This is a genomic window from Streptomyces sp. R21 (assembly GCF_041051975.1).
Taxonomy (GTDB): Bacteria; Actinomycetota; Actinomycetes; order Streptomycetales; family Streptomycetaceae; genus Streptomyces.
Genome location: NZ_CP163435.1, coordinates 5322956 through 5346529, shown reverse-complemented (window position 1 = coordinate 5346529; position 23574 = coordinate 5322956). Strand labels below are relative to the sequence as shown.

Genomic DNA, 23574 nt, shown 5'->3' with positions numbered 1-23574 from the left:
TACCAAGACGAACTTTGAGCCGAGATGAAATCTCGTCCCAGATAAAACATTGACTCGGTACACAACGATGAGCCATCGTGGTGCCATGACCGAGACCCAGCGCAAAATCGGCTTCGTCGTCTGCCTTGTGACGATCGTCCTGGCCGTCCTGGACATGCAGATCGTGTCCGCGGCCACCGTCCCGATCGTCCGCGATCTCGACCCCGCCCACGGCATCGACAAGATCCCGTGGCTGGTCAGCGCGTTCGCGCTCGCTTCGGCCGCGATGCTGCCGCTGTACGGCAAGCTCTGCGACGTACTCGGCCCCAAGCGCGTGTTCACCGGCGCGATCGCCACCTTCCTGCTCGGCTCCGCGCTGTGCGGCGCCGCCCAGTCGATGACCCAGCTCATCGCCGCCCGCGCGATACAAGGCCTGGGCGGCGGCGGGCTGATGAGCGTCACGATGGTGGTGATCGCCCACCTCAAGGGCCCGGAGGAGAAGAGCGCCGGCAAGGGCACCAACGTCGGCGGGCTCGTCGCGGGCGGCGCCATGGCGATCGGCCCCTGGATCGGCGGCCTGCTGGCCGACCACGCGAGCTGGCGCTGGATCTTCTACGTGAACCTGCCGGTCGGCCTCGCGGTCCTGGCTGCCTCCGCCTTCGCCCTGAAACTGCCGGAACAGCACGTGCGCCGACCGATCGACTACCCGGGCGCCGCGCTTGCGGCCGCGTTCTCCAGCGCGCTGCTCCTGGTCACCGACTGGGGCGGCAAGCAGTACGCCTGGTCGTCGCCCGTGGTCGTCGGGCTGATGGTGGCGGCCGCCGGGGCCCTCGCCCTCTTCCTGTGGCGGCAGACCCGGGCGCCCGAACCGGTGCTTCCACTCTCCCTGTTCAGGGTCCGCGAGCTGCGCCTCGGCTTCGCGATCCAGGCGATCATGGGCGGCGCGATGATGTGCGCGATCTACTACGTACTCATCTACCTTCAGGTCGCACGCGGCATCGGCAGCTCCTCCGCGGGTCTCTACCTGCTTCCGATGGCGGTCGGCATGTCGGCGACCGGACTGCTCTCCGGCCCGCTCACCGCCCGCGGCTGGACGGCCCGCACCTTCACGATCAGCGGCACGGCCACCACCGCCCTCGCCTTCGTCCTGCTCGCCACCACCACCGGCCCCGACACCTCGCTGTGGCTGATCCGCGCCGAACTCCTGTTGGTCGGCGCCGGGTTCGGGCAGCTGCTCGGCCAGCTGATCCTGCTCGTCCAGGACGCGGCACCGCGCCACCAGCTCGGCGTCGCCACCACCTCGGTCCGCTTCTTCCAGACCCTGGGCACCGCGCTGGGTGCCTCCGTCTTCGGCACCGTCCTGGCCCGCCTGTACGCCGCCCACGGACCCGGCGGCGACATCAGCGCCCTCACCCGGATGACAGGCGCCGCCCACGCCGACGGCATACAGGCCTTCATCGACGCCACGCAGGTGGTGTTCTGGGGCGGCGCCGGACTGATGACCCTGGCCGCGCTGCTGGCCCTGCGGCTGCCGAGGACGCGTGGGTCGCAGGGCCCGGCACCGGTGCGGGAGAGCGAGCCGGTGGCGGCGTGACGTGCATGTGGTTCACGTGCCCCACGCTGGTCACGTGCCCCACGCTGGTCACATGACTCACGCGGTTCATGTGGGCCACACGGCGAAGGCCCCGGCCGTCGGAACGGGCGGGGCCTTCACTGGCGTACGACTCTTACGACTGCTTATGCGAGCAGCGCCGGGATGGTTCCCTCGTGCGCCGTGCGCAGCTCCTCCAGGGTGAGCGCGAACTCGCCCTGGACGTCCACGGTGTCTCCGTCGACGACGCCGATGCGGGCGACGGGCAGACCCCGCGCCCCGCACATGTCGTTGAAGCGGAGCTCCTCCGAGCGCGGGACGGCGACGACCGCGCGGCCCGCCGACTCCGAGAAGAGGAAGGTGAAGGCATCGAGCCCGTCCGGGACGATCAGACGCGCGCCCTTGCCGCCGAGCAGCGCCGACTCGACCACGGCCTGGACGAGGCCGCCGTCGGACAGGTCGTGCGCGGAGTCGATCATGCCGTCGCGGGAGGCGGAGATCAGGATCTCGCCGAGCAGCCGCTCGCGCTCCAGGTCGACCTTGGGCGGCAGACCTCCGAGGTGGTCATGGACGACCTGCGACCAGGCCGAACCGCCGAACTCCTCGCGGGTGTCGCCGAGCAGGTAGAGGAGCTGGCCCTCTTCCTGGAAGGCGACGGGCGTGCGGCGGGCGACGTCGTCGATGACGCCCAGCACGGCCACGACCGGGGTCGGGTGGATGGCGGCCTCGCCCGTCTGGTTGTAGAGCGAGACGTTGCCGCCGGTCACCGGGGTGCCCAACTGCAGGCAGCCGTCGGCCAGTCCGCGGACGGCCTCGGCGAACTGCCACATGACGGCCGGGTCCTCGGGCGAGCCGAAGTTCAGGCAGTCGGAGACGGCGAGCGGCTTGGCGCCGGTGGTCGCCACGTTGCGGTAGGCCTCCGCGAGGGCCAACTGCGCGCCCGTGTACGGGTCGAGCTTGGCGTACCGGCCGTTGCCGTCGGTGGCGATGGCGACGCCGAGGCCGGTCTCCTCGTCGATGCGGATCATGCCCGAGTCCTCGGGCTGGGCCAGCACCGTGTTGCCCTGCACGAAGTGGTCGTACTGCGAGGTGATCCACTTCTTGGAGGCCTGGTTCGGGGACGAGACCAGCTGAAGGACCTGGTCCTTCAGTTCGCCCGAAGTCGCGGGCCGGGGCAGCTTGTTCGCGTCGTCCGCCTGGAGCGCGTCCTGCCACTGCGGACGGGCGTACGGACGCTCGTAGACCGGGCCGTCGTGCGCGACCGTGCGCGGGTCGACGTCGACGATCTTGCCGCCGTGCCAGTAGATCTCCAGGCGGTCGCCGTCGGTCACCTCACCGATGACGGTGGCGATGACGTCCCACTTGTCGCAGATCTCCAGGAAGCGGTCGACCTTCGAGGGCTCGACGACCGCGCACATGCGCTCCTGCGACTCGCTCATGAGGATTTCCTCGGGCGAGAGCGTGGAGTCGCGCAGCGGTACGTCGTCCAGGGTGACGCGCATGCCGCCGGAGCCGTTGGACGCGAGCTCGGAGGTGGCGCAGGAGAGTCCGGCGGCGCCGAGGTCCTGGATGCCGACGACGAGCTTCTCGGCGAAGGCCTCCAGGGTGCACTCGATGAGGAGCTTCTCCTGGAACGGGTCGCCGACCTGCACGGCGGGACGCTTCGACGGCTTGGCGTCGTCGAAGGTCTCGGAGGCCAGGATGGAGGCGCCGCCGATGCCGTCGCCGCCCGTCCGGGCCCCGTACAGGATGACCTTGTTGCCGGAGCCGGACGCCTTCGCGAGGTGGATGTCCTCGTGCCGCATGACACCGATGGCACCGGCGTTGACCAGCGGGTTGCCCTGGTAGCAGGCGTCGAAGACGACCTCGCCGCCGATGTTGGGCAGGCCCAGGCAGTTGCCGTAGCCGCCGATGCCGGCGACGACACCCGGCAGGACGCGCTTGGTGTCGGGGTGGTCCGCCGCACCGAACCGGAGGGGGTCCACGACGGCGACCGGGCGCGCACCCATCGCGATGATGTCGCGCACGATGCCGCCGACGCCGGTGGCCGCGCCCTGGTAGGGCTCGACGTACGACGGGTGGTTGTGCGACTCGACCTTGAAGGTCACGGCATAGCCCTGGCCGACGTCGACGACACCGGCGTTCTCGCCGATGCCGACGAGCAGCGCATCGCTCTGCGGGGCCTTCTCGCCGAACTGGCGCAGGTGCACCTTGGACGACTTGTAGGAGCAGTGCTCGGACCACATGACCGAGTACATGGCGAGCTCGGCGCCGGTGGGCCGGCGGCCGAGGATCTCCACGACCCGCTCGTACTCGTCCTTCTTCAGACCGAGTTCGGCCCAGGGCAGCTCGACGTCAGGGGTAGCGGCCGCGTTCTCGACCGTGTCCAGAGGCGTGCGGCTCATGCGTTGACCAGCTTCTTGAGGATCGAGGTGAAGAAGGGGAGGCCGTCGGTGCGGCCGGACCCGATGAGCGGCTCGACCGCGTGCTCGGGGTGCGGCATGAGGCCCACGACGTTCCCGGCCGCGTTCGTGATGCCCGCGATGTCCCGGAGGCTGCCGTTCGGGTTGAAGTCCAGGTACCGGAACACGACCCGGCCCTCCGCCTCCAGCATGTCGAGGGTGCGCTCGTCGGCGACGTACCGCCCGTCCATGTTCTTCAGCGGGATGTGGATCTCCTGGCCCGCCTCGTAGTCGGCGGTCCAGGCGGTGTCCGCGTTCTCCACCCGCAGTTTCTGGTCACGGCAGATGAAGTGCAGATGATCGTTGCCGAGCATCCCGCCGGGGAGGAGGTGGGCCTCCGTGAGGACCTGGAAGCCGTTGCAGATGCCGAGGACCGGCATTCCCGACTTCGCCTGCTCGATGACGGTCTCCATCACCGGCGAGAAGCGCGAGATCGCGCCGGCCCGCAGATAGTCGCCGTACGAGAAACCGCCGGGCAGCACCACGGCGTCGACCTGCTTGAGGTCCTTGTCCTTGTGCCAGAGAGCGACGGGTTCGGCGCCCGCGAGCTTGATCGCGCGCTGCGTGTCCCGGTCGTCGAGGCTGCCCGGGAAAGTGACGACGCCAATACGAGCGGTCACTTTGCGGCCTCCGCGACTTCCTCCACCTTGACGGTGAAGTCCTCGATCACGGTGTTGGCGAGGAAGGATTCCGCAAGATCGTGGATGCGGGCGAGAGCGGCGTCGTCCACCGGCCCGTCAACCTCGAGTTCGAATCGCTTTCCCTGACGTACGTCGGAGATGCCGTCGAAACCGAGACGCGGCAGCGCACGCTGCACCGCCTGGCCCTGGGGGTCGAGGATCTCCGGCTTGAGCATGACGTCGACTACGACGCGTGCCACTGGCACTCCCGGTGTGTGGTGCTGAGCAGGTTCGTTCAGACTACCTGCACAAAATTTCTACTCGCGTAGATTCGTAGCTTCCTACGTGACCGCCATCACCGACACGCGTCAACGGGGGTACCTTCACGGAAAATTCGGGGAAAAATCCCGGAAGACCGATGGAACCCCATTGCGCTGGGACACGCGGAGGGATTTAGTCGGTCTTCACATTGCAATGCCAGGCACTGTACAAATGAATTGGCAATAGCCGATACTTTCCTCAATAACAGCCGGACAGTCGACATCTCTCCGACATCTTCATGACGTCTCAGCACGTCATGGGGCGTGATCGTGAAGGTGTCGCACGAAGGGACCGATATTCGTGGCGCAGCGTGTCGTGGTCACTCTCTCCGACGACATCGACGGCTCAGAAGCGGCGGAGACGATCGCCTTCGGTCTGGACGGCAAGTCGTACGAGATCGACCTGAATCAAGCCAACGCCAAGAAACTGCGGAAGGTCCTCGCCCCGTACGTCGAGGCCGGCCGCAAGCAGTCGAAGTCCGGGAAGGCGTACACGCACACCGCGTTGACCCCCGACCCCGCCGCCGTCCGCGCCTGGGCCCGCTCCAACAAGCTGGACGTGCCGCCGCGGGGCCGCATCCCCAAGAAGGTCTACGAGGCGTTCGCCGAGGCGCACTGACCCCCGCGCGGGGACCGGTCAGCTGCCCCTCGGCGCAACCGACTTGCGCTGACCCCCCGCTGGTCAGCTAGAGTCTGGAACACGCCGAGGGGCAAGGCCGAAAAGCCGCACCTCACGGAGTCACGCGGGTGTAGTTCAGTAGCAGAACATCCCCCTTCCAGGGGGAAGGCGCAGTGTGCAATTCCTGTCACCCGCTCTGCATCGCTTACCAGGCATCCTTCTGGATCAGGTAGGCTGGTGCTCGCGCCGATCAGTGAGAGCTGGTCGGAGGCAATGCGGACGTAGCTCAGTTGGTAGAGCGCAACCTTGCCAAGGTTGAGGTCGCGAGTTCGAGCCTCGTCGTCCGCTCCAGTTCAGGAAGCCCCAGTCATCGACTGGGGCTTTTTGCTGTGATCAGTCCGACCCGTCTCATTGCTGTGCCCGTCCGCGGCCCCTCTGACATTTGTCATGCCGAGTGATGACAGCGCGCACTGCTGCCGGATCCCCTCCGCGGGGACGCTGATTTCATGAACACGGACGAGCACGAGCACGTGATTGACGTCACTGATCTGCGGCGCGTGTACGGGGGAGATTTCGAGGCGGTCCGCGGAGTCACGTTCACCGTGGCACCGGGTGAGCTCTTCGCGCTCCTCGGCACGAACGGCGCGGGCAAGACCTCCACCGTCGAGCTGCTGGAGGGCCTCGCGCCCCCGGCCTCCGGGCAGGTGCGCATCCTCGGGCACGACCCGTACACGGAGCGGGCGGCCGTACGGCCCCGGATCGGCGTGATGCTCCAGGAGGGCGGCTTCCCCTCCGAGCTGACGGTCACCGAGACCGTACGGATGTGGGCGGGCTGCACCAGCGGGGCCCGGCCGGTGGGCGAGGCGCTGGCGCTGGTCGGCCTGGAGCGGCGGGCCGGCGTACGGGTCAAGCAGTTGTCCGGCGGCGAGCGGCGGCGCCTGGACCTGGCGCTCGCGCTCCTCGGCCGCCCCGAGATCCTCTTCCTCGACGAGCCGACGACCGGGCTCGACGCCGAAGGGCGCCGGGACACCTGGGAGTTGGTGCGGCGGCTGCGCGACGACGGCACCACCGTGCTGCTGACCACGCACTACCTGGAGGAGGCGGAGGAGTTGGCCGACCGGCTGGCGATCCTCCACGACGGGCAGATCGCCGTCTCCGGCACGCTCGCCGAGGTGACCGCCTCCCAGCCGTCCCGGATCTCCTTCGCGCTGCCCGACGGCTGGTTCGTCGGCGACCTGCCGCCGCTCGCCGAGCTCGGCGTGAGTGGCCACGAGACGTCCGGCCGCACGGTCCGGCTGCGCACGAACGAACTCCAGCGCACCGCCACCGGGCTGCTGTTGTGGGCCGAGCGGACCGGTGTGGAACTGCGCGGGCTCGATGTGCGGGCCGCCTCGCTGGAGGAGGCGTTCCTGCGGATCGCGCGGGAGGCGGGTGGACGGGCCGGGAGCGGGGATCGGGCCGGAAGCGGAGATCGGGCTGGGGCTGGGGACAGCGTGAGTGAGAAGGAGGTCGTGGCATGAGCACGGTGATGACCACCCCGGCCGGGCGGCTGGGCGCTCTCGCGCGGGCCGAGCTGACCCTGCTGAGCCGCAACAAGGGCGTGATCGTCACGGCGCTGTTCGTGCCGCTGGCGCTGCCGTTCAGCGCGCGGCCGGCCGTCGAGGAGATGGACCTCAAGGCCGAGGGCCTCACCGTCGGCACGGTGATGCTCACCTCCGCGATCGGCTTCTCGCTGCTCTTCGCCGTGTACTCGGCACTGGTGAGCGTCTACGTCGCCCGCCGCGAGGAACTCGTCCTCAAGCGGCTGCGCACCGGGGAGCTGGGCGACCGGGAGATCCTCGCCGGCGCCGCCCTGCCCGCCGCCGCCATCGGCCTCGTACAGTCCGTGGTCGTGGCCGTCGGCTGCACGGTGCTCCTCGACGCGCCGGCACCCCGTGCGCCCCATCTCGCCCTGCTCGGGCTGCTGTTGGGCCTCGTCCTGTGCGCCGCGCTCGCGGCGCTCACGGCGAGTTTCAGCAGGACCGTGGAGAGTGCGCAGGTCACCGCGTTGCCATTGCTGTTCGTGTCGATGATGGGCTCGGGCATCGCGATCCCCACAGAGGTGCTGCCCGACCGGATCGCCTCCGTCTGCGAACTGCTGCCGCTCTCCCCGGCGATCCGGCTGATCCGGGCCGGCTGGAGCGGCGGCGGCTGGAGCGGCGGACTCTCCGCGTACGACGCCCTGGGCGCCGTGGCAACGGCGGTGGCCTGGACCGTGGTCGCGGTGTTTGCTGTACGACGGTGGTTCCGCTGGGAGCCACGGCGCTGAACGCGGGGGTGCGGGAGATGAGCCGACCGGGGGCCTGGTGGCGTGGGAAGAGCACGCCGGCGAAGGTCGAGACGTACACGCGGTGGTCCTTCCACTTCTTCGCCGTGATCGAGATCGCGGCGATCGGGCTGCCGGTGCTCGGCCAGGCGGGGCTGGGGATCGGGGGCTGGCTGCTGGCGATGGTCGGCGCGCACGCGGTCGTCTGCGGGGTGGCCGCGTCCCGGGCGCTCGACTGGACCCGAGGCCGCCGCGACCAGCCCGTACGGCTCCTGTGGGCGCTCGGCGCGTTCACCTTCGTGCTCGCGAACATCGCGCTCGTCGTGAAGAAGTACGGTCCGTCCGGCGACGACATCGACACCGCCGCGGGCACGCTCTTCACCGGCGTGCTGATCTTCGGCGCGGGCGCCATCGCGCTCGGCGTGCGCAACCGGCGGCGGGTGGTCGCGATCGTCGCGGGCTTCGCCGTCGGGGCGGCGGCCGTGTCCTTCCCGCTGGGCATGCCCGGCCCCGCCGCGCTCGGCGTGGCGTTCGCGGTGCTCATCGGTGCCGGATTCATGGCCTTCACCTCCGTCTTCTCCGTCTGGCTGCTCAACGCCGTCTACGCCCTCGACGAGGCCCGCGAGACCCGCACCCGGCTCGCCGTCGCCGAGGAACGGCTCCGCTTCGGGCGCGACCTGCACGACGTGATGGGCCGCAACCTCGCGGTCATCGCGCTGAAGAGCGAGCTGGCCGTACAGCTCGCACGGCGGGAACGGCCCGAGGCGGTGGACCAGATGATCGAGGTGCAGCGGATCGCCCGGGAGTCGCAGCGGGAGGTGCGGGATGTCGTACGGGGATATCGGGATGCCGACCTGGGCGTCGAACTCGCCGGTGCGCACGGCGTGTTGACCGCAGCTGGGATAGCTTGCGCCGTGACCGGCGAGGTGGTCGGGCTGCGGGGCGAGGTGCAGTCTGCGCTCGGCTGGGTCGTACGGGAGGCGACGACCAACGTGCTGCGGCACGGGGACGCCGAGCACTGCACGGTGATGCTGGCGGCGGCCGAGGGGCGCGTGGTGCTCACCGTCGAGAACGACGGGGTGCCGGCGGATGCGGGATCGCTCGGCGCTGGGCCGGGGCGGGGGTCCGGGCTCGCGGGGCTGCGGGAGCGGCTGGCCGGGGTCGACGGGGTGCTGCGGGCGGGGCCCGCGGGGGACGGGCTGTTCCGCCTGACTGCCGAGGTGCCGCTGACGCCGAGCACCGCCGAGGTACCGCCGACTGTGAAGGAGGTCACCGCATGAGCGTGCGGCTGCTGCTCGCCGATGACGAGCATCTGATCCGGGGAGCACTCGCCGCGCTGCTGGGGCTGGAGGACGACCTGGTCGTGGTGGCCGAGGCGGCCACCGGTCCGGAGGCGCTGGCGATGGCGCGGGCACACGCGCCCGACGTCGCCGTCCTCGATCTGCAGATGCCGGGCGCCGACGGTGTGAGGGTGGCCACATCTCTGCGGGCCGAACTGCCCGAGTGCCGGGTGCTGATCGTGACGAGCCATGGCCGCCCCGGGCATCTGAAGCGGGCGCTTGCGGCGGGTGTGCGCGGGTTCGTCCCCAAGACCGTCAGTGCGCAGCGGCTCGCGGAGATCATCCGTACGGTGCACGCGGGAAACCGTTATGTGGACCCGGAGTTGGCCGCCGACGCGATCTCCGCCGGGGACTCGCCGCTGACCGCGCGCGAGGCCGAGGTGCTCGAATTCGCCGCCGACGGGGCGCCCGTCGCGGAGATCGCGGAGCGGGCCGCGCTGTCGCAGGGGACCGTACGGAACTACCTGTCGTCCGCCGTCTCCAAGCTCGGGGCGGAGAACCGGCACACGGCGGTGCGTCTCGCGCGGGAGCGGGGTTGGGTATAGTTGCTCTCGCGCCACGGCGCAGTGCGAACGTAGCTCAGTTGGTAGAGCGCAACCTTGCCAAGGTTGAGGTCGCGAGTTCGAACCTCGTCGTTCGCTCAGAGGATGAAGGCCCCGGTCGGTTGACCGGGGCCTTCGTCGTACGTTGTCGTACGGCGGGCAGTGCGTGGTCACGACGTACGGCGGGCGGTGCGTGGTCACGACGAGTTCGCCCCGGTCGGTCGACCGGGGCTCTCGTCATCCGGTCATGACCAGTTCGCGCCTGTCAGGCGCTCGTACGCGTCGATGTACTTCGCGCGCGTCGCGTCCACCACCTGCTGGGGCAGGGCCGGCGGCGGCTGCTCGCTCCTGCGGTCCCAGCCGGACTCGGCGGAGGTCAGCCAGTCGCGCACGAACTGCTTGTCGTACGACGGCTGGGCGCGGCCCGGCTCCCAGGTCTCGGCCGGCCAGAAGCGGGACGAGTCCGGGGTGAGCACCTCGTCGGCGAGGACGAGCGTCTCCCCGTCGAAGCCGAACTCGAACTTCGTGTCCGCGAGGATGATGCCCCGCTCGCGCGCGATGTCGCGGGCGCGGGCGTAGACGGCGAGCGTCGCCTGGCGCAGCTGGGCCGCCGTGTCCGCGCCGACCTGGCGGACGACCTCCTCGTACGACACGTTCTCGTCGTGCTCGCCGACCGCGGCCTTGGTGGCCGGGGTGAAGATCGGCGCGGGCAGCTCCGAACCGTCGGTCAGGCCCTCGGGGAGGGCGAGGCCGCAGACGGTGCGGGAGTCGTTGTACTCGACCAGGCCCGAGCCGGTGAGGTAGCCGCGCGCCACGCACTCCACGGGGACCATCCGCAGCGACTTGCACACGAGCGTCCGGCCCTGCCAGTCGGCGGGGGCGCCCGGCGGGAGTTCGGTGCTCAGGACGTGGTTCGGCGCCAGGTCGACGAGCTGGTCGAACCACCAGAGCGAAAGCTGGGTGAGCACGCGGCCCTTGTCCGGGATCTCCGTGGGGAGCACCCAGTCGTAGGCGGACATGCGGTCGCTGGCAACCATGATGAGGTCGCCCGCCTCGTTCTGGTACAGGTCGCGCACCTTGCCGGTGTGCAGATGTACCAGACCCGGGACCTGGAGGGGCTCGGGCTTTTCGACGAATCCGGACACGGTTCCTCCCCGTGGTTATGTCTGAACGGCTTGATTCTCCCGTACGCGGGAGCGGGCCGCCGACAGGGGGTTCAGTCGCGTTTGCAGATGCGGTCCAGGAGGTTTGCGGTGGCTCGCTGGACACGGGGGTCCACGTGGCCCGGCCGGTCCAGGGCCGGGGACCAGGCGAACGTTCCGGACGCGAAGACCAGGGCGCCGGACGGGGCCCGGTAGAGGGACGTCTCCTGGTGACGGGCGGTGCCCTCGCTGTCCCGGTACGGGGAGTGGGCGAGGAGGATGCGGCCCTGGTGCTCGGGGAGCGGGGCGCGCGGGAAGTAGCGGTCCGCCTCGCCGGCGACCATGCCCTCCAGTTCGTCGCCCTCGTGCGCGCCGGTCGCGTCCCACAGCCAGTGGTCGGCGTTGCGGACGACCAGGGGGCTCGGTTCCGGGACGCGTCCCGCGTACTGGATGCCGATGAGCTGTTGCTCCGGGCGGTCGATCTCGCGCCACAGGGCCGGTTTGCCCGGGCAGCGGCGCTTGAGGCAGGTGAGCAGGCGGTCGCCGACGCCTGACGGGGACGGGCCCAACTCGACCTGCCAGTACAGGGTGTTGGCGGAGAGGAAGACGAGGGACGTGCCGTGGTCGCGGGCGCGTTCCGTGGTGCGGCGCATCTGCGCCGACCAGTACTCGTCGTGGCCCGGGAAGACCAGGCCCCGGTAGCGGGTGGGGTCGACGCGGCCGGCGTGCAGGTCGCGGGCGTCGGCGTAGGCGAGGTCGTAGCCGTAGCGCTCGGCCCAGCGGATGAAGTCGTAGGCGTGGCCCACGTGGAGGGGGAGGCCCGCGCCCGCGTACGGGCGGTCGAAGGACACCGTCGTCGCGGCGTCCGACTCGCCGAGGAGCCGGCCTCCGTCGTCCCATGCGTGGTACAGGCTCGCGCCCGTGCGGCCGTCCTCCGGGTAGAGGTTGTACGCCTGCCACGTGATGTCCGGGAGGAGAAGTAGCAGGTCGGCGGGGTGGTCGTCGCGGACGGTGAAGGGGATGTGCGAGCGGTAGCCGTCGACGGTGGTGAGTACGGCGACGTACGCCCCGATGCTCCAGTAGGACGGGATCTGGAGCCGCCACGACAGCCACCAGTGGTGGCAGGAGACCGTGCGGTCCGCGGTGAGGGGCGGGGGCTGGACGATGCCGGAGAGGCGGGGGCTGGTGGTGATCTTGGATGCGCCGTCGCCGCCGTAGTGGCCGATGCGGTAGATGTCGACGCTGAATTCCTGGGGCGGGTCGACGGTGATGTGGAAGTCGATGGCCTCGCCCGGGGCGGCCGCGCCGGTGGAGGAGAAGCCCTTGATCTGGCGGTGGACGTCGTCTGCGGAGCGGGGGCCTCCGGCGGGGCGCGGGGCTCCGGCGAGGCGCGGGGTGGGGATTCTGGGGGCGTGGGCCAGGGCGGGGCCCGTGTCCATGTCCACGTACCAGGGGACTACCTGGCCGGTGTCGTCGAAGTAGGTCTCGCTGCCGCGGAGCCAGGGGACGGGGCCCTGGCCGAAGGGGTCCGTGACGGCATGTGCGAGTGCTCCCGACTCCCAGCGGCGGACCTGCTCCGATCCCATGCCGACTCCCCTCCTCCGTGCCCCCGTCAGCTCCGTGGACCCTTGCTGTGCGCATGACCGGTCCCAGCACATCACATTACGCATGCGGGTCGTTACCGTTCGTCGCGATTTTCTGGCGGGGGCGCCTTTCGCAGTGGGGTGCGGTGGGTGGGTCGGGGCCGTGCCGGTACGTTCTGCCCGTCGCCGCGTGGGCGTACTGCCCGGGGGCTGAATACGGCGAAACTTGGCGGGCGATCTGCTACGCGACGGGCAGGAACGTACCGGCACGGCCCCTTCCGCCGCAGGGCGACTGCGGGCCGTCCGTAGTAGCTGCCGGGTGGCTGGCGTAGCCGCTCTCCCCGCGGGCAATCGTGCCGCTGGGGCGGCACGGGTGGGCGCAGGCGGCGCCCCGTAAACGCCGGGCTGCGTGGCCCGCCCACCCCCGCCCCGCACCCGCGCCGGGTGACTGTTCAAGCAGGGGGAACCCGGGGTTTGCCCACCCACCCCGGGGGCGGGGGGGAAGGAACGGTCAGACCAGGCGGACTGGTTTTTCTGGGCGGACGCCGAGGTGGCGGAGCCAGTCGCGGAGGGGGGCGGGATCCCCGTGCTCGACGAGGGTGAGGACGCGGGGCGTGAGGTCGGCGGCACGTTCGCCGTCGACGAGGAGCGTCGGGCCGTCGAGCCAGTCGAGCCCCGGCGTCGCCCCGGCCGTGTCCATCGCGGCGCAGCACACCATCGCCGCGACGTGATCGGACAGCAGCTCGCGCCCGGTCCGCGGCGGCTGCAGCGGGAAGAGGGGAAGCATCCCGTCGTCCCACAGCGCCCAGTCGGGCCCCTGCTGCTCCGTACCGCCCGCCGAGGCGGACGTCACCGGCGCCGCCGCCTCCTCGCGGGCCACCTCCGCACTGAGCCCGGCCGCCAGCGAGGCCGTCCGCTCGTTGCCCAGGCCGGCCCCGTCCTCGCCGTCCTCGGATTCCTCGCCCATGTTCTTGTACGCCGCCGAGCCCTCGGAGGCCTGAGTCTCCTGGGGGGCCTGGGCTGTCGGCGTCGTCAGGTGGTCCATCACCCGTGCCAGCGTCGGGCCGCCGGACTCCGGTGCCGCCGGGTTCGTGGAGTGCCGTACGCCCAGCGCGTCCAGGACGCGGTGGAGGCGGGCCGCGTCGGCGCGCCATTTGCGGTCGACCACCTCGTCCGGGTACTCCTCCCAGCCCACCGGCGCCCAGTCCGGGCCCGCCTCTGCGGGACCCCCGTGGAAGAGGCGCGCGGCGAGGAGCGAGGCCGCCTCGTCGACGGTTCCCGGCTCTTCGAGCAGGTCACATGCGGGGCGCTCGCCGAGCCGGGAGGCGAATCCCTCGGCCAGCCGGTCGCGGCGGGAGAGCTCGGTCAGCGCGGCGACGACGCCCGCGTCGAGGCGCGAGGGCCAGCGGCCCATGCGCCAGGCGGGCAGTGCGACACGGGTGAGCAGGCGGTCCCATCCGGCGTACGCCAGTCCGACCTGTTCCTGCGCGACGATCCGCAGGCCGTAGTCCACAGCCTGTGCACGCTCGGCGGCTGCCGCCGCGACGCCCCGCTCCATCTCGGCCGCGTGCCCACGGCAGCTGCGCAGCAGCAGGCGGGTCACCCAGCCGACGCCGCCCAGCACCACACGGGCCAGGGGTCCGCGCGCGGGCGCCGAGGTGACCGCCACGGCCGCGTCCAGACCGCGTACGAAGCGACGCGCCGCGGCTATGTCGGGGTGCGCGGAGGGGCCCGTACCGGCGACGACCGGGGCCAGCACCGCGCGCAGCTCGCCCACCCGCATCCACCACAGGAACGGCGAGCCGATGACGAGGACGGGGGTCGCGGGCACCCGGCGGAGGTTCCGGCCCGCGCGGGCGCGGCCGAGCAGCTGCGGGAGACCGCCCGCCAGTCCTCGTACGTCCGAGGGCGGGCCGTGGGCCGGGTGGGTGCGGTCCTCCAGCCAGCTGTCGCAGTCCGGGGTGAGCGCTATGGCCGAGGGCGCCGGTACGTCGAGGCGGTCGGCCAGGTCGCGCACCATGCGGTACAGGTCGGGCGCCGACTCCTCGGCGATCGCGACCGTCGGACTCATCGCGGGCCGCGCGCGGGCCACCACGAGCGCGATACCCGCGGCCGCGAGCAGCACGAGCCCGGCGACGGCCGCCACGATCCAGCTGGTGAGATGCCAACTTCCGCCGCTGATATGGCCGGTGGAGCCACCGACGAGCAGCACGACGGCGACGGCCGCGGGCAGCAGGGCGACGGCCAGCGCCCGGCTGCGGATGCGCAGCACGGCGAGAGCCCGTGAGCGCGCGGCCTGCGCGCCCGCCTCCACACCCATACCTGTCACGACCGGACGTCACCCCCTACAGTTCCGCCCGGCGCCCACCGCGACCCTCATGGTCACGGCTTCTGCCGACGGATGTCCTGGCGTTGCTCACTCCCCCACTGTGGCACCCGTCACCGACATCGCAATGCCGGTGGGCCAAGTGCCCGAACGCTTTCGCCGCACCCTAGTTGGGGCCCCGGCCCCCGTCAGCAGGATGGAGCATCGGTCACTCGATGGAATGGCTCTGGGGAGAGGTGGATGACGGTGGGCAACGATCAGGCCCCGGATTCCCTAGGGATTCCGGGGCCTGCGGGGACGTCTCGTGAACAGGGTGGAGCCGGGTGAAGCGGGGTGGCCGCGGTGGACGGGGTGAGCAGGGGTTACTCCCCGGCCGCCGCCTTCGCCGCGATGTCCGTACGGTGCTGGGAACCGTCGAGACGGATGCGGGCGACCGCCTCGTACGCCCTCGCACGGGCCTGCGTGAGGTCGGCGCCCGTCGCTGTGACGGAGAGCACACGGCCGCCCGCGCTCAGGACGGCGTCGCCGTCCTGCCTGGTCCCGGCGTGCAGGACGTACGCGTGCGGGGCGTCCTGGGCCGCCACCTCGTCGAGCCCGGTGATCGGGTCGCCGGTGCGCGGGGTGTCCGGGTAGTTGTGCGAGGCGATGACCACGGTGACGGCCGCGTCGCCGCTCCAGCGCAGCGGCTCCAGGTCGGCGAGCGTGCCGTTCGCCGCGGCCAGCAGTACGCCGGAGAGCGGGGTCTTCAGGCGGGCCAGGACCACCTGGGTCTCGGGGTCGCCGAAGCGGGCGTTGAACTCGATCACCCGTACGCCGCGCGAAGTGATCGCGAGACCGGCGTAGAGCAGGCCGGAGAACGGGGTGCCACGGCGGCGCAGCTCGTCGACGGTCGGCTGCAGGACCGTGTCCATGACCTCCGCGACCAGCTTCGGGTCCGCCCAGGGCAGGGGCGAGTACGCGCCCATACCGCCGGTGTTCGGGCCCTCGTCGCCGTCCAGCGCGCGCTTGAAGTCCTGGGCGGGCTGGAGCGGGACGACCGTCTCGCCGTCCGTGATCGCGAAGAGGGAGACCTCGGGGCCGTCGAGGAACTCCTCGATGACGACCCGGTCGCAGGCGTTCGCGTGCGCCCGCGCGGCTTCGAGGTCGGCGGTCACGACGACACCCTTGCCGGCCGCCAGTCCGTCGTCCTTCACCACGTACGGGGCACCGAAGGCGTCCAGCGCCTCGTCGACCTCATCAGGCGTCGTACAGACGTACGAGCGGGCGGTCGGGACGCCGGCTCCCGCCATCACGTCCTTGGCGAAGGCCTTGGAGCCCTCCAGCTGCGCGGCCTCCTTGGAGGGGCCGAAGACGGGGATGCCCGCCTCGCGCACGGCGTCGGCGACCCCGGCCACGAGCGGGGCCTCCGGGCCCACGACCACCAGTTCGGCGCCGAGCTCCGTGGCCAGCGCGGCCACGGCGGCGCCGTCGAGCGCGTCGACCGGGCGCAGCTCGGCCACCTCCGCGATGCCTGCGTTCCCGGGGGCGCAGTACAGGGCGGTGACGTCGGAGTCGAGGGACAGGGAGTGACACAGGGCGTGTTCGCGGGCGCCGCTACCGATGACGAGGACCTTCACGGGGGTCAGCCTAACCGCCGGGGACGGATGCCCTTGTAGGGGCTTCCGAAGGGAGGGGGGCGGAGGATTGGTGGGATCCTCCATCCTCCAGGCGGTACGTCGTCGATCGCCCGCCCGCCCGCCGGTTACCCGCTCACTCGTTGGTGAACTCCTCCATGACCGTCGCGCCCAGTTCGCGGACGATCAGTTCGTGGCCCGAGAGGGCGGACTCGTCGAGGTCGGGGTCGTCGTCCTCGGGGATGTCGTCCTCGGGGGCCACCGGAGGGGGTTCCGGGGCCGACGGCGGGGCGGCGGGCGCCGGGGCGCGGTTCCCGGAGGGGCCGGGGCCCGGTCCGGAGGAGGCGGCGGGCGGGGAGGCCGGAGCCGCGGGCTGCGGGGCGGGGCGGGGCGCGGCCGGGGCGCCGCCGCCGAAGCCGCTGTTGCCGCCATTGAAGCCGCCGCCCGGCTGCGGTGCCGAGCCGCCCGACGCGTCGACGATCGCCTCGATCCGCCACTGCACGTTGAACTGCTCGGACAGCGCCTGCCGCAGCACTTCCTCGCTGCCGCCGCTCGCGAAGGTGTCCCGCGCGCCCGCGTTGACGAAGCCGATCTGCAGGGTCGTCCCGTCGAACCCGGTGACCTGCGCGTTCTGGCTGAGCAGGATCCAGGTGAACCGGCGGCGGTTCTTCACCGCCTCCAGGATGTTCGGCCAGAGCATGCGGGGGTCGGGGCCGCCGCCACCGAAGGAAGCGGGGGCGCCGGGCGCGGAGGCGGCGGCGGGTGCGGATGCAGCGGCCGCCGGGGTCGCGGGCGGGGCCTGTCCGGCGCCCGCGGGGGGGTGGCCGTGGGCCAGCCGCCGGGGCGTCGGCCACCGCCGCCACCGCCCGCGGCCGTCGCGGCGGGCCAGGCTCCGGGTGTGGAGGCGGGCGGGGCGGAGGCGGGCGCGGCGGCCGGGGCCTGCGGCTGCTCGGCCACCGGGGTGGGCGTCGGCGCGACGGGCGCGGCGGCGGGGCGGTGGCGTGGCGGGCCCCGGGGCCTGGACCGGAGCCGGTCCGGCGCCCTGTGCCGCAGCGGCGCCCGCCGTCCCGTACGCCTCCGCAGGCGCCCCCCGCACCGCGGCCCGGGCAGCGGCGGCCCCGCCGCCCGGCGGAACCGAGGGCCCCGGACCGGCAGCGGCGCCACCGTGCGCGTCGGGGCCCGGCACGTACCCCATGGCGGGTGCGGCAGTGGCGCCCGCGCCCACGAAGTTCACGCCGCGCTCGATGCGGTCCAGCCGGGCCATGACCGAGCGCTCGTCGCCGTAGGCCGCGGGAAGCAGCACGCGCGCGCAGATGAGTTCGAGCTGGAGCCGGGGCGAGGTGGCCCCGCGCATCTCCGTCAGGCCTTCGTTGACAAGGTCGGCGGCGCGGCTGAGCTCGGCGGCGCCGAAGACGCCGGCCTGGGCCTGCATCCGCTCGACGACGTCGGAGGGGGCGTCGATGAGCCCCTTCTCGGCGGCGTCCGGCACTGCGGCGAGGATCACCAGGTCCCGCAGCCGCTCCAGCAGGTCGGCGACGAAGCGGCGCGGGTCGTTGCCGCCCTCGATGACGCGGTCCACGACCTCGAAGGCCGCGGCTCCGTCCCCGGAGGCGAAGGCCTCGACCACGGAGTCCAGCAGGGAGCCGTCCGTGTAACCGAGCAGCGAAGTCGCCATGGCGTACGTCACACCGTCGGCGGCCGCTCCCGCGAGCAGCTGGTCCATGACGGACATGGAGTCACGCACGGATCCGGCGCCGGCCCGCACGACCAGCGGCAGCACCCCGTCCTCGACGGGGATGCCCTCCTGCCCGCAGACCTCGCCCAGGTACTCCCGCAGGGTCCCCGGCGGGACCAGCCGGAACGGATAGTGATGGGTACGCGACCGAATCGTCCCGATGACCTTCTCGGGCTCGGTCGTGGCGAAGATGAACTTGAGGTGCTCCGGCGGCTCCTCGACGACCTTCAGCAGCGCGTTGAAACCGGCCGACGTGACCATGTGGGCCTCGTCGATGATGTAGATCTTGTACCGACTGCTCGCCGGCCCGAAGAAGGCCTTCTCCCGCAGGTCACGGGCGTCGTCCACACCACCGTGCGAAGCGGCGTCGATCTCGATGACGTCGATCGAACCCCGCCCGTTGCGCGCGAGGTCCTGACACGACTGGCACTCCCCGCAGGGCGTCGGCGTGGGCCCCTGCTCGCAGTTCAGACACCTCGCCAGGATCCGGGCACTGGTCGTCTTTCCGCAGCCGCGCGGACCGCTGAACAGGTACGCGTGATTGACCCGGTTGTTCCGCAGCGCCTGCTGCAACGGGTCGGTGACATGCTCCTGCCCGATGACCTCGGCGAACGACTCCGGGCGATAGCGGCGGTACAGCGCGAGAGACGACACGCATACGAGGTTATAGGCGCCCACTGACAACGCGGACCGCTCGCGGGACAACCCCCGACAAGGTTCCCGAAACGCAAGCGCCCCCCACGCACCCGCCAGAGCCAACCTACCCTTGCTGCCTTCCGGCCCTGGGGGAGTTCAGTCAGATAGCGCCACGTGAGGGGCTCCGCACAGGGTACAGGATCTGAGAGGGAGGATCGAACCCGATCCGAGCTGGGGAACGAACCCGATCCGAGCACGGGGAACGGGTTCGCGAGCACTCCTCAACGTCTTGTATTGTTTGCCCCGGAGGATTCGCCTAGTGGCCTAGGGCGCACGCTTGGAAAGCGTGTTGGGGGCAACCCCTCACGAGTTCGAATCTCGTATCCTCCGCCAGTGCCTCACCGGGCACGATGTCGAAGGGCCCCGCTGCTTGCAGCGGGGCCCTTCGTCGTTGTCCGTCTCAGTCTCGCGGTCCCTCAGCGTCGCTGAGCGTTCGCGCTCACGTTCTCGCCGGTGCCGGCCGCCGGAGCAGATAGGCGGCTGCGGTCGAGACCAGGACCGCCATGCAGGCGATGAACACCAGCCCGGCGCTCTCCAGGCCGATCGGGCCCACGAGCAGCCCGACACCGATCACGGGCACCGAGATGCCCGCGTAGGCCACGACGAACAGCATCGAGATCACCGTCGCGTGCCGGCCTGCCGGAGACGCCTCGGCCACTGCGGCCAGTGCCCCGCGAAACGCCAGCCCCTGCCCGCTCCCGCCGACGAGCGCGCTCAGCACCACCAGCGACATCAGGTCCCAGCGCAGCGCCCCCGCGAGCAGCGCCAGCCCGGCGAGGAGACAGGCACAGCCCAACGGCAGGGATCGCCGCACCCCCACTCGGCCGACCGCCAGTTGCCCGGCGGTCGAGGCGAAGAAGGCCAGTGCGACGACCAGCCCGCTCACGGCGTGGTTGTCCACGTCCAGGGAATCGGCGAGGAACGCCGGGCTGACCGACGTGAACACCCCGAACAGCGCGAACCCCACGAACGAGGCGATCGCGGCGGGCGCGAACACCGCCCGCACCTGTGGGGGCAGACCGGGCCGGCGCGGTCTCACGGTGCTCAGCGGCAGCCGGTCCCGCACCGTCTCCGGAAGCCGCAGCAGGACGGTGGCCGAGCCGGCCAGCAGGGCGAGATGCACGACGAACGGCAGGTACAGCGGCCATGGTGCGTATTGCGCGAGCACCCCCGCGAGCAGCGGACCGCAGCCCAGTCCGCCCATGTTGGCGGCCGTCGCCACGAAGGTGGCGCGCGAACCGCCGCCGTACGGCGCCAGCTCCATCACGTACGCCGTGGCTGCCCCGGTGAACAGACCTGCGGAGAGTCCGGACAGCAACCGCCCCGCATACAGCCAGCCGAGCCCGGTGGCGCACAGGAAGCAGACCGCGCTCGCCGCAGCGCATCCGAGCCCCCACAGCAGCACCACACGCCTGCCCACGGTGTCCGAGGCGTTGCCCACCAGCAACAGCACGCCGATGACCCCGAAGGCGTACACGGCGTACACCACGGTCACCGTCAGCTCGGAGAAGCCGAACTTCTCCTGGTAGAGCGGGTAGAGGGGGGTGGGCAGCGTGGTGCCGACCATGCACACGGCGAACACCGCCCCGCTGAGCAAGCACTCGCGCCACCCTCGGCGATCACCGTCCACGCCGCTGACGGTAACCCCGTACGCCACCCGGATCCGGTGCGGCACGCCACCGGCCCGGATACGGCAGGAAAGGGGCGCACAGTGGGGCAGAGGACGTCATCGGTTCAAGTGGTGAGTGTCGTTGAGGGTCTGCACCGTGGCGGTGCCGTCCTCGTCGTAGGTCACCGTCGACAAGGAGGCCGCTGCGGCTTCCATGCGGAACAGGCTGTGCGGTGGGGCCTGGAGGGCGAGGCGGATCAGGGTTCTGACGGGGACGACGTGGGAGACGACCAGAACCGTGGCGCCGGCGTACCGGGCCAGGAGGCCGTCTCGCACGGCGGCGACCCGGCGGATGACCTGTTGCATGGTCTCTCCCGCGCCCGAGGGGGGACTCTCGGGCGAGGCGAGCCATGCGCTCAGGTCGTCCGGGTAGCGTGCGCGGACTTCGGCGAAGGTCAGGCCCTCCCAGGCGCCGAAGTCCGCTTCCCGCAGGTCCCGGTCGACCCGGACGCTCAGGCCGAGGCGCGCGGCCACGCAATGAGCGGTCTCCTGGCAGCGCCGCATCGGTGACGTGACGACCGCCGCGATGTCGCCGCGGTGGGCGAGGGCGTCCGCTGTCGCCCGGGCCTGGCGGCGTCCGGCCGGCGAGAGTCCCGGATTGGATCCTCCGCTGCCGGAGAGCCGTCGCCCAGGGGTGAGCAGGGTCTCGCCGTGCCGCAGCAGTACGAGCGTCGTCACGTCACTCACTTCGCGGTCTGCTCACTCACTTCGCGGTCTTCGCGAAGTGGTCCCGTACGGCGTCGGTCTGCTTCTCCATGATGCCGATGATGCCCTCGACCACGTTCAGGTCGGCGTCCTCGGCGATCTCCAGGGTCCGCGACCAGTCGAAGAAGCTGCGGGCCGGGTCGTTGGTGAGGGGGAACACCCGGATGGTGGCCTCGTAGTTGGCGACTCCGCTGGTGGGGGCGACGGCCCGGTAGGACTGGGTCCTGTTGATCTCGTCGCGGGCGGCGATCTCCTGCTGGACGACCTTGCCGCTGAGCGTGAGCTTGAAGTCGTAGCGGGCCGGGACCGTCTCGACCGAGCCGCCCTCCACCCAGCTGACGTCCCGGTGGACGTCCAGGTCGCCGGGAGACACCATCTCCAGGATCTGCATGGCGTCGCGGATGGTCGCCCACACGGTGTCCGGGTCGGCGTCGAGGAGGGTCGAGTGGTACATGGTGTGCTTGCGCTGGATCGTCGGCACGGGAGGTGCTCCTTCTTCTAGGAGGTGACGCGGTCGGTCTTGGCGATGAGGTGGTTTCCGAGGACCAGGTAGTCGATCTCGGTGCCCATGAAGCAGTTCAGGGCGTCGGCGGGGGTGCAGACGATGGGTTCGCCGGCGACGTTGAACGAGGTGTTGATCAGGCAGGGCGTGCCGGTGAGTTCGATGAACTTCCGCAGCAGCGCCGTGAGCCGTGGGGTTCCCTCGTCCGTCAGGGTCTGGATCCGGGAGGTGCCGTCCACGTGTACGGCGCCGGGGATGCGGTCCTTGTACTCGTCGCGGACGGGGAAGACGAACGTCATGTACGGGGAGCTGGTCTTGCGCCCCATGTCGAAGATCTCCGGTGCCTGCTCCTCGAGGACGAGGGGAGCGAACGGGCGGAAGGGTTCGCGATGCTTGACCCGGGTGTTGATGATGTCCTTGATGTCGGTGAAGCCGGGGTTGGCGAGGATGCTGCGATGCCCCAGCGCGCGCGGCCCGTGCTCGACGCGGCCTTCGAACCAGCCGATGACGACCTTCTTCGTCAGCAGCTTCGCCACGTGGTCGATCACTTCGGCATCGTCCAGGCGTGAGACGACGACGCGGCCGGTGAAGCCCTCCAGGGCCTTCTCGATCGCGGCCTCGTCGTGGGCCGGGCCCAGATAGGGGGTGACGGGCGCGGAGGCCGCGAGGATGTCCGCGGGGCCGGTGCCGGGGTCGCCCAGCCAGGCGTGGGCCGCGGCTCCGATGGTGATGCCGGTGTCGGAGGCGCCGAAGCTGACCTGCATGTCCTCGAAGCGGGAGCCTTCGAACATCGGGGTGTTGTTCAGGCAGTTCAGCGCGACGCCGCCTTCGAACAACAGCCGGTCGAGATCCGTCCTCTTCTCCAGGTGGCGGACCTGGTGGGCGGTGGCGACGTTCAGCATCTGCTGCGCGGCGGCGGCGACGCGCGCCTTGTATTCGAGGGTGTCCTCGAAGGGTCCGAAGTACTCCTCGAACAGGGCGTCGTGACTGCGTGGGTTGTCGGTCCGAAGGGGCTTGGTGAAGGTGTAGCGGCCGTCGTCGTGCAGCGTCAGAAGGTGCTCGACGAACGGGTTCGGAGTCGGCGGGGTGGTGTATCCGGCCAGGCCCATCACCTTGTACTCGTCGTTGTTGGGGACGAAGCCGAGGAAGCGGGTGATGGCGGAGAACAGGGTGCCGATGGAGTACTGGGCGCCGGTGACGGTGTCGTCGAAGACGGTGATCCGGCCGTCGCGGATCTCGCCCGTCAAGGTCGAGAAGCGTTCGGCGCGGCCGTCGCTGACGAGAAACGCGGAGTCCTTCATGCCGGCCAGGTAGTAGCCGGTCGTGGCGTGGGCCAGGTGGTGCGGAACGAAGCGGACCTTGGCCGGGTCGGGGCGGTGTCCGGTGCGGGCTTCGAAGTCCGCGAGGATCGCTTCGTGGCTGACGACCTGGTCGAACAGGTCGGCCATGTCGCCCAGGAGGCCGACCTTCGCGGCCTGCGGCATCGGCGAGGCACGGATGCCGTCCAGGGTCTCGTTCAGCACCTGGGTGGACCAGTTCCACGGGAAGGCGAACAGGTCGACGTCATCGAACGTGATCCCGGCTTCCTCGAGGCACCAGTCGATCGCGTTCGTGGGGAAGTCGGTGGTCTTCTTCTCCCGGTTGAGGCGTTCTTCCTCCACCGCGGCGACCAGGCGGCCGTCGATCAGGAGTGCGGCGGCGGCGTCGTGGCCCAAGAGGTAATGCTTGTTGATGCCGGTCGCACCGAAGCGTGCGGAGAAGAACTCCGACACCCGGCTGAAACCGTTACATCCGAGAACAATCACGGCATTCTTTCCTGTTGTGG

At 71.0% G+C, this 23574-nt stretch carries 18 protein-coding genes, 4 tRNA genes and 1 other RNA gene; 10 read left to right on the top strand and 13 right to left on the bottom strand.

Annotated features, from left to right (window positions below):
- Positions 1-85: 85 nt before the first annotated feature.
- Positions 86-1573 carry an MFS transporter gene (locus AB5J56_RS23875; RefSeq protein ID WP_369234802.1) on the top strand — a complete coding sequence of 496 codons (1488 nt, stop codon included), beginning with the start codon at positions 86-88 and terminating at the stop codon, positions 1571-1573.
- Positions 1574-1716: 143 nt separating this feature from the next.
- Here the strand turns inward: AB5J56_RS23875 and purL are convergent, their stop codons facing one another.
- The 3 genes from purL to purS are packed head-to-tail and all read right to left on the bottom strand — an operon-like array spanning position 1717 to position 4912.
- Positions 1717-3975, bottom strand: coding sequence for a phosphoribosylformylglycinamidine synthase subunit PurL (gene purL / locus AB5J56_RS23870; RefSeq protein WP_369234801.1), 2259 nt, complete (start codon positions 3973-3975; stop codon positions 1717-1719).
- The gene (purQ, locus tag AB5J56_RS23865; RefSeq protein WP_369234800.1) at positions 3972-4652 is read right to left on the bottom strand and encodes a phosphoribosylformylglycinamidine synthase subunit PurQ; all 681 of its coding nucleotides are present in this window, start codon (positions 4650-4652) and stop codon (positions 3972-3974) included. The genes purL and purQ overlap by 4 nt, the downstream gene beginning before the upstream one ends.
- On the bottom strand, positions 4649-4912 hold the full coding sequence (gene purS / locus AB5J56_RS23860; protein ID WP_369234799.1) for a phosphoribosylformylglycinamidine synthase subunit PurS: 264 nt from the start codon (positions 4910-4912) through the stop codon (positions 4649-4651). Before purS ends, purQ begins: the two co-directional genes overlap by 4 nt.
- A gap of 361 nt (positions 4913-5273) precedes the next feature.
- Between purS and AB5J56_RS23855 the strand changes: the two genes are divergently transcribed.
- From AB5J56_RS23855 to AB5J56_RS23820, 8 genes are all read left to right on the top strand, one after another.
- Complete coding sequence (locus AB5J56_RS23855) at positions 5274-5591, top strand: Lsr2 family protein (RefSeq protein ID WP_369234798.1); 318 nt, start codon at positions 5274-5276, stop codon at positions 5589-5591.
- A gap of 124 nt (positions 5592-5715) precedes the next feature.
- Positions 5716-5787: transfer RNA gene (locus tag AB5J56_RS23850), tRNA-Gly, on the top strand.
- Between the two features lie 79 nt (positions 5788-5866).
- Positions 5867-5942 (top strand) — tRNA-Gly (locus AB5J56_RS23845).
- 155 nt (positions 5943-6097) lie between these two features.
- The gene (locus tag AB5J56_RS23840) at positions 6098-7111 is read left to right on the top strand and encodes an ABC transporter ATP-binding protein (protein ID WP_369234797.1); all 1014 of its coding nucleotides are present in this window, start codon (positions 6098-6100) and stop codon (positions 7109-7111) included.
- A complete protein-coding gene (locus AB5J56_RS23835) occupies positions 7108-7899 on the top strand; it encodes an ABC transporter permease (RefSeq protein ID WP_369234796.1) in 792 nt (263 codons plus the stop codon). The genes AB5J56_RS23840 and AB5J56_RS23835 overlap by 4 nt, the downstream gene beginning before the upstream one ends.
- Positions 7900-7916: 17 nt before the next feature.
- Positions 7917-9176 carry a sensor histidine kinase gene (locus AB5J56_RS23830; protein ID WP_369234795.1) on the top strand — a complete coding sequence of 420 codons (1260 nt, stop codon included), beginning with the start codon at positions 7917-7919 and terminating at the stop codon, positions 9174-9176.
- Positions 9173-9781, top strand: a complete 609-nt coding sequence (locus AB5J56_RS23825) for a response regulator (RefSeq protein ID WP_369234794.1) — start codon at positions 9173-9175, stop codon at positions 9779-9781. The genes AB5J56_RS23830 and AB5J56_RS23825 overlap by 4 nt, the downstream gene beginning before the upstream one ends.
- Positions 9782-9804: 23 nt before the next feature.
- A tRNA-Gly gene (locus AB5J56_RS23820) sits at positions 9805-9877 on the top strand.
- 146 nt (positions 9878-10023) lie between these two features.
- Here AB5J56_RS23820 and AB5J56_RS23815 read toward each other — a convergent pair.
- The 6 genes from AB5J56_RS23815 to ffs all read right to left on the bottom strand — a co-directional run bounded on the left by AB5J56_RS23815 (position 10024) and on the right by ffs (position 19000).
- Positions 10024-10923: a phosphoribosylaminoimidazolesuccinocarboxamide synthase gene (locus AB5J56_RS23815; RefSeq protein WP_369234793.1), complete on the bottom strand. Its 900-nt coding sequence runs from the start codon at positions 10921-10923 to the stop codon at positions 10024-10026.
- Positions 10924-10994: 71 nt separating this feature from the next.
- Positions 10995-12506, bottom strand: a complete 1512-nt coding sequence (locus AB5J56_RS23810) for a N,N-dimethylformamidase beta subunit family domain-containing protein (protein WP_369234792.1) — start codon at positions 12504-12506, stop codon at positions 10995-10997.
- 508 nt (positions 12507-13014) lie between these two features.
- Positions 13015-14823 carry a hypothetical protein gene (locus AB5J56_RS23805; protein ID WP_369242731.1) on the bottom strand — a complete coding sequence of 603 codons (1809 nt, stop codon included), beginning with the start codon at positions 14821-14823 and terminating at the stop codon, positions 13015-13017.
- A gap of 368 nt (positions 14824-15191) precedes the next feature.
- Positions 15192-16445: a phosphoribosylamine--glycine ligase gene (purD, locus tag AB5J56_RS23800; RefSeq protein ID WP_369234791.1), complete on the bottom strand. Its 1254-nt coding sequence runs from the start codon at positions 16443-16445 to the stop codon at positions 15192-15194.
- A 133-nt stretch (positions 16446-16578) separates the two neighbouring features.
- A complete protein-coding gene (locus AB5J56_RS23795; RefSeq protein WP_369234790.1) occupies positions 16579-18831 on the bottom strand; it encodes a DNA polymerase III subunit gamma and tau in 2253 nt (750 codons plus the stop codon).
- Positions 18832-18901: 70 nt separating this feature from the next.
- Positions 18902-19000, bottom strand: an RNA gene (gene ffs, locus AB5J56_RS23790) — signal recognition particle sRNA small type.
- A gap of 118 nt (positions 19001-19118) precedes the next feature.
- On the opposite strand from ffs, the gene AB5J56_RS23785 reads away from it, so the two are divergent.
- Positions 19119-19206: transfer RNA gene (locus AB5J56_RS23785), tRNA-Ser, on the top strand.
- A gap of 106 nt (positions 19207-19312) precedes the next feature.
- Here the strand turns inward: AB5J56_RS23785 and AB5J56_RS23780 are convergent.
- The 4 genes from AB5J56_RS23780 to AB5J56_RS23765 form a co-directional block, all read right to left on the bottom strand.
- Complete coding sequence (locus tag AB5J56_RS23780; protein WP_369234789.1) at positions 19313-20503, bottom strand: MFS transporter; 1191 nt, start codon at positions 20501-20503, stop codon at positions 19313-19315.
- Between the two features lie 96 nt (positions 20504-20599).
- On the bottom strand, positions 20600-21220 hold the full coding sequence (locus AB5J56_RS23775) for a histidine phosphatase family protein (protein ID WP_369234788.1): 621 nt from the start codon (positions 21218-21220) through the stop codon (positions 20600-20602).
- A gap of 25 nt (positions 21221-21245) precedes the next feature.
- Positions 21246-21728 carry an SRPBCC family protein gene (locus AB5J56_RS23770; RefSeq protein WP_369234787.1) on the bottom strand — a complete coding sequence of 161 codons (483 nt, stop codon included), beginning with the start codon at positions 21726-21728 and terminating at the stop codon, positions 21246-21248.
- A 17-nt stretch (positions 21729-21745) separates the two neighbouring features.
- Positions 21746-23554 (bottom strand): carbamoyltransferase, encoded by a 1809-nt coding sequence (locus AB5J56_RS23765; protein ID WP_369234786.1) that lies wholly within the window; start codon positions 23552-23554, stop codon positions 21746-21748.
- Positions 23555-23574: the final 20 nt, after the last annotated feature.

Coding starts and splice junctions, on each gene's coding strand:
- AB5J56_RS23825 (WP_369234794.1), top strand. CDS start 9,173: ATGAGCGTGCGGCTGCTGCTCGCCGATGACGAGCATCTGATCCGGGGA.
- AB5J56_RS23875 (WP_369234802.1), top strand. CDS start 86: ATGACCGAGACCCAGCGCAAAATCGGCTTCGTCGTCTGCCTTGTGACG.
- AB5J56_RS23805 (WP_369242731.1), bottom strand. CDS start 14,823: ATGGGTGTGGAGGCGGGCGCGCAGGCCGCGCGCTCACGGGCTCTCGCC.
- AB5J56_RS23840 (WP_369234797.1), top strand. CDS start 6,098: ATGAACACGGACGAGCACGAGCACGTGATTGACGTCACTGATCTGCGG.
- AB5J56_RS23810 (WP_369234792.1), bottom strand. CDS start 12,506: ATGGGATCGGAGCAGGTCCGCCGCTGGGAGTCGGGAGCACTCGCACAT.
- AB5J56_RS23835 (WP_369234796.1), top strand. CDS start 7,108: ATGAGCACGGTGATGACCACCCCGGCCGGGCGGCTGGGCGCTCTCGCG.
- purL (WP_369234801.1), bottom strand. CDS start 3,975: ATGAGCCGCACGCCTCTGGACACGGTCGAGAACGCGGCCGCTACCCCT.
- AB5J56_RS23830 (WP_369234795.1), top strand. CDS start 7,917: ATGAGCCGACCGGGGGCCTGGTGGCGTGGGAAGAGCACGCCGGCGAAG.